Origin of the sequence: Mesorhizobium sp. M2A.F.Ca.ET.037.01.1.1, from assembly GCF_003998075.1 — a bacterium.
Classification (GTDB): Bacteria; Pseudomonadota; Alphaproteobacteria; order Rhizobiales; family Rhizobiaceae; genus Mesorhizobium.
The window spans coordinates 1-3,290 of sequence record NZ_RZSA01000769.1 but is presented as its reverse complement, the minus strand read 5'-3'; the positions used below and the strand labels follow the sequence as shown (position 1 = coordinate 3,290).

Genomic DNA, 3,290 nt, shown 5'->3' with positions numbered 1-3,290 from the left:
CTGTCGATCAGGCGGGCCTTCCGCTCATGATGTCCATTGCGATTGGTGTCGGCGCAGCCGGACTGACTGCCTTCCTAATGGAACGCTCGCTAGTAAAGCATATACCGCGCGGAGCCGATGGCGCTGACTTCGTCGCAACGCTTGGTGTGTTTTTGCTGCTTGCTTCGTTTGCTCAAAACGTCTTGCACGAAGGTCGAGCGAGGCGCTATCCGCGGCTCACAACCGACTCCATAACGATCGACGGTGCCTTCATTGATGGGAATGTGCTCATCAGTTTGGCTCTAGCAGTTAGCATTTTCGCCGTCGGCATTTATGTCTTTCGATTCACAAGAACTGGAATTGTAGTACGCGCAATCGCGGAGAACGCCGCGATTGTTGAAACAATGGGTTGGAACGTAAGATACATTAAGACTTTAATATGGACGGTGGCAGGATTGCTTGGTGGTCTAGCTGGAATTATGGTTGCTGTCCGGATTCCTGTGTCATCTGAATACATGGACAACGTTATAATTAAGGCATTTATAGCGGGCATTCTTGGAGGAATGCATCGTTACACGGCTCCACTTATCATAGCCGTGGTTTTGGGTGTGGTGGAAAATTGGATTGGCTATCTGTTTGGAGCCGAATTCAGAATGCCGGGAATATTCGGTATCGCGATTCTTGGGATGGTCATTGTCCCTAGGCGGCTGTTGGCTGGAAGGAGTGAGGCGCGTGGCTGAGGATGTGGTCCCGCGCCGGTCGCCGGCGCGCAATCAGGAGCCGGTGCTTAGAAATTGGTCACTAAGCCGTTTCATAATCGGTGTGGCGATCTTTGCTGTCTCGCCTTATTTGTTAGGAGGGGAGTTCTCATTCAGCATTGGGGCGGAGGTGGCGATCTTTGCCTTCGCTTTGATGGGGCTCAACATCCTCTACGGATGGACTGGCCAGATATCCCTTGCTCACTTCGGATTTCTTGGTTTGGGCGCCTATACGACTGCAATTCTGCGGCCGTGGACAGGTGCGCTTCCGTTTGGCTTTGGCTATGAATTGTTGATTGTGATAGGTGTAGCGGTGGTAGCCGGATTGGTTATCGGGTTGCCGGCAGTTCGCCTTTCGGGCCTTCAGTTGGCGATTCTCACGCTCGCTTTCGCCGAGGTTTTTCAATGGGCACTGAACCACTTCCCAGGTGTGAGCGGAGGATCACAGGGGATTGTTGTTGGCGCGTTTGAGATTGGCCCCTTCACAACTCTGGACAGCCAGTTTCGTTTCTTTCTCGCTCTGGGCTTCGTGGCCGTTGGTGGAGCGTTTATGCTCTCACTGCAAAAGACGCCGATTGCACGGGCGATGTTTGCCGTCAGAGACAGCGAGTTGGCAGCCCGATCCGTTGGGGTCAATCTGTCAACCATCAAGTTAATAGCGTTCGTGCTCGGATCGATTTACGCGGCAGTTGCAGGGTGGCTTTTCGCGTATCACGCATTTGCGGTTACCCCCGGCCACTTCACTATGTTTGCGAACGTCTTCATGCTCCTGGGGATTGTGGTCGGCGGCCGGTACTCGATCCTTGGAGCGTTTATCGGCGCAATATACTTGGTGGTCATCCCGGAACTGGTTCGCAGCATCGGAAGTGGTAATCTTTATCCGATCCTGAGTGGTGCTATCCTGATCGCCGTTCTGCTCACCGCACCTCGCGGCGTCGCGGACCTCTTCGAGCGTTTGATAGCTCGGGTGAGGAAAAGGCTCTTTAAGCGCCACCTACCGCATCTTTCCGACAATGTTCTGCCGAGCAAGCTGGTTCAGGCCACCTCAGAGGGCTACCGACCCCAACCGCGGCCGACCGGCCTCGGTACGCTGTCGGTTCGCGGCATCAGTGTCCGTTTTGACGGGTTGGCGGCACTGACCGATGTTCACGCTGATTTCTCCCCCGGCGTTTCCGCACTCGTTGGCCCTAACGGAGCAGGTAAGACGACTTTGCTCAATGTTATAACTGGCTTAGTGCGGCCCACAGCTGGCGTCGCCGAACTCGATGGCCGGGTGATATCGAATCTGACAACCCCGCAACTAGCACGTCAGGGCCTCATACGCAGCTTCCAGACAGTTCGCTTACTCGACGACGAAACGGTGCTCACGAACATATTGCTTGGGCGATATCGTATATCTTCCGATGGGAGCTTTCTACAGGCGCTGGGAGCTCCGCACCTTCGGGAGCGCGAGGACGAAGACCATGCGAGAGCTATAGAGATGGCTCGGTCGCTTGGCTTGGACAAGCGCGATTTGAACAGGAAAGTGAGCGAGATCCCGTTCGGGGGAAGGCGGTTGGTCGAGATCGGTCGCGTTCTTGTAAGCGAGCCGCCGGTCGTGTTGCTGGATGAACCAGCGTCTGGTCTCACCCCGCTCGAGCGCCATCATCTAAAAGGCTTTTTAGAGGGTTATGTTATGAAACGGCCGACGATAATGCTCCTGACGGAGCATGATGTCGAGCTCATCCGGAGCCTTTGCAAGCATATCGTTGTTCTGGATTCAGGCCAAGTCATCACCAGTGGACCGCCTTCTGAGGTTTTTGCCAACGCGCAGGTCAAGAAGGCCTACTTCGGAGAAGGCCATTGACGCTGCGCGTTTCGAATTTGCAGGCATGGTACAACTCGACGCAAGCACTGTTCGACGTCGGGTTTGAAATTCCGAGCGGAAATACGCTTGCCCTGGTTGGTACGAACGGCGCCGGCAAGACGACGACCGTCAATAGCATTGCAGGAATTGTAAGATCGTCAGGTGCCATTGAATTTGACGGCACTCGCATAGACGAAATGCAACCATTTCAGCGAGCGCGCGCCGGAATCGCCTTGGTCGCAGAAGGTCGGGGGTTATTCTGGAAAGGCAGCGTTAGCGAAAATCTCGTTCTGGGTTTGGGTCCACAACTCCAGGGATCCTTAGACGAAGCCTTCGCCTTGTTCCCACGCTTGGCCGAGCGGCAGGATGTGCGTGCGTCGAATCTTTCCGGCGGTGAGCAGCAGATGCTGGCGATAGCCCGAGCGGTATTGAGGCGGCCGAAACTGCTGATGCTCGATGAGCCTTCGCTTGGTCTAGCACCTAAGATTGTCGATCACGTTTATGAGCGACTTGAGGTGCTGAAAAGCTCAGGGCTCACAATCCTACTAGTTGAACAGAGCATCAACAGAGCCAGGAGTTTCTCCGACCAGCTATGTCTTCTGCGGAATGGCATCCGCGTGATGCTTGTGGATTCAGTTGATAGCTCAGCGGTCGAGCACCTAGCCGCGGTTGCCCTGGGTGAAACTGAGGATATGTAGATGCATGAG

3 protein-coding genes are annotated in these 3,290 nt (G+C 54.8%); all 3 read left to right on the top strand.

The features are described 5' to 3' along the window. Positions 1 to 719, top strand: a 719-nt coding sequence (locus EOA27_RS28655) for a branched-chain amino acid ABC transporter permease (RefSeq protein ID WP_145970589.1), incomplete at its 5' end; no start/stop codon positions are given. Next, complete coding sequence (locus EOA27_RS28650; RefSeq protein ID WP_127257809.1) at positions 712 to 2,583, top strand: ATP-binding cassette domain-containing protein; 1,872 nt, start codon at positions 712 to 714, stop codon at positions 2,581 to 2,583. The genes EOA27_RS28655 and EOA27_RS28650, both read left to right, overlap by 8 nt. Then, entirely contained in the window at positions 2,580 to 3,281 is a 702-nt protein-coding gene (locus EOA27_RS28645; RefSeq protein ID WP_210214178.1) for an ABC transporter ATP-binding protein, read from the top strand. The genes EOA27_RS28650 and EOA27_RS28645 overlap by 4 nt, the downstream gene beginning before the upstream one ends. Positions 3,282 to 3,290 lie beyond the last annotated feature (9 nt).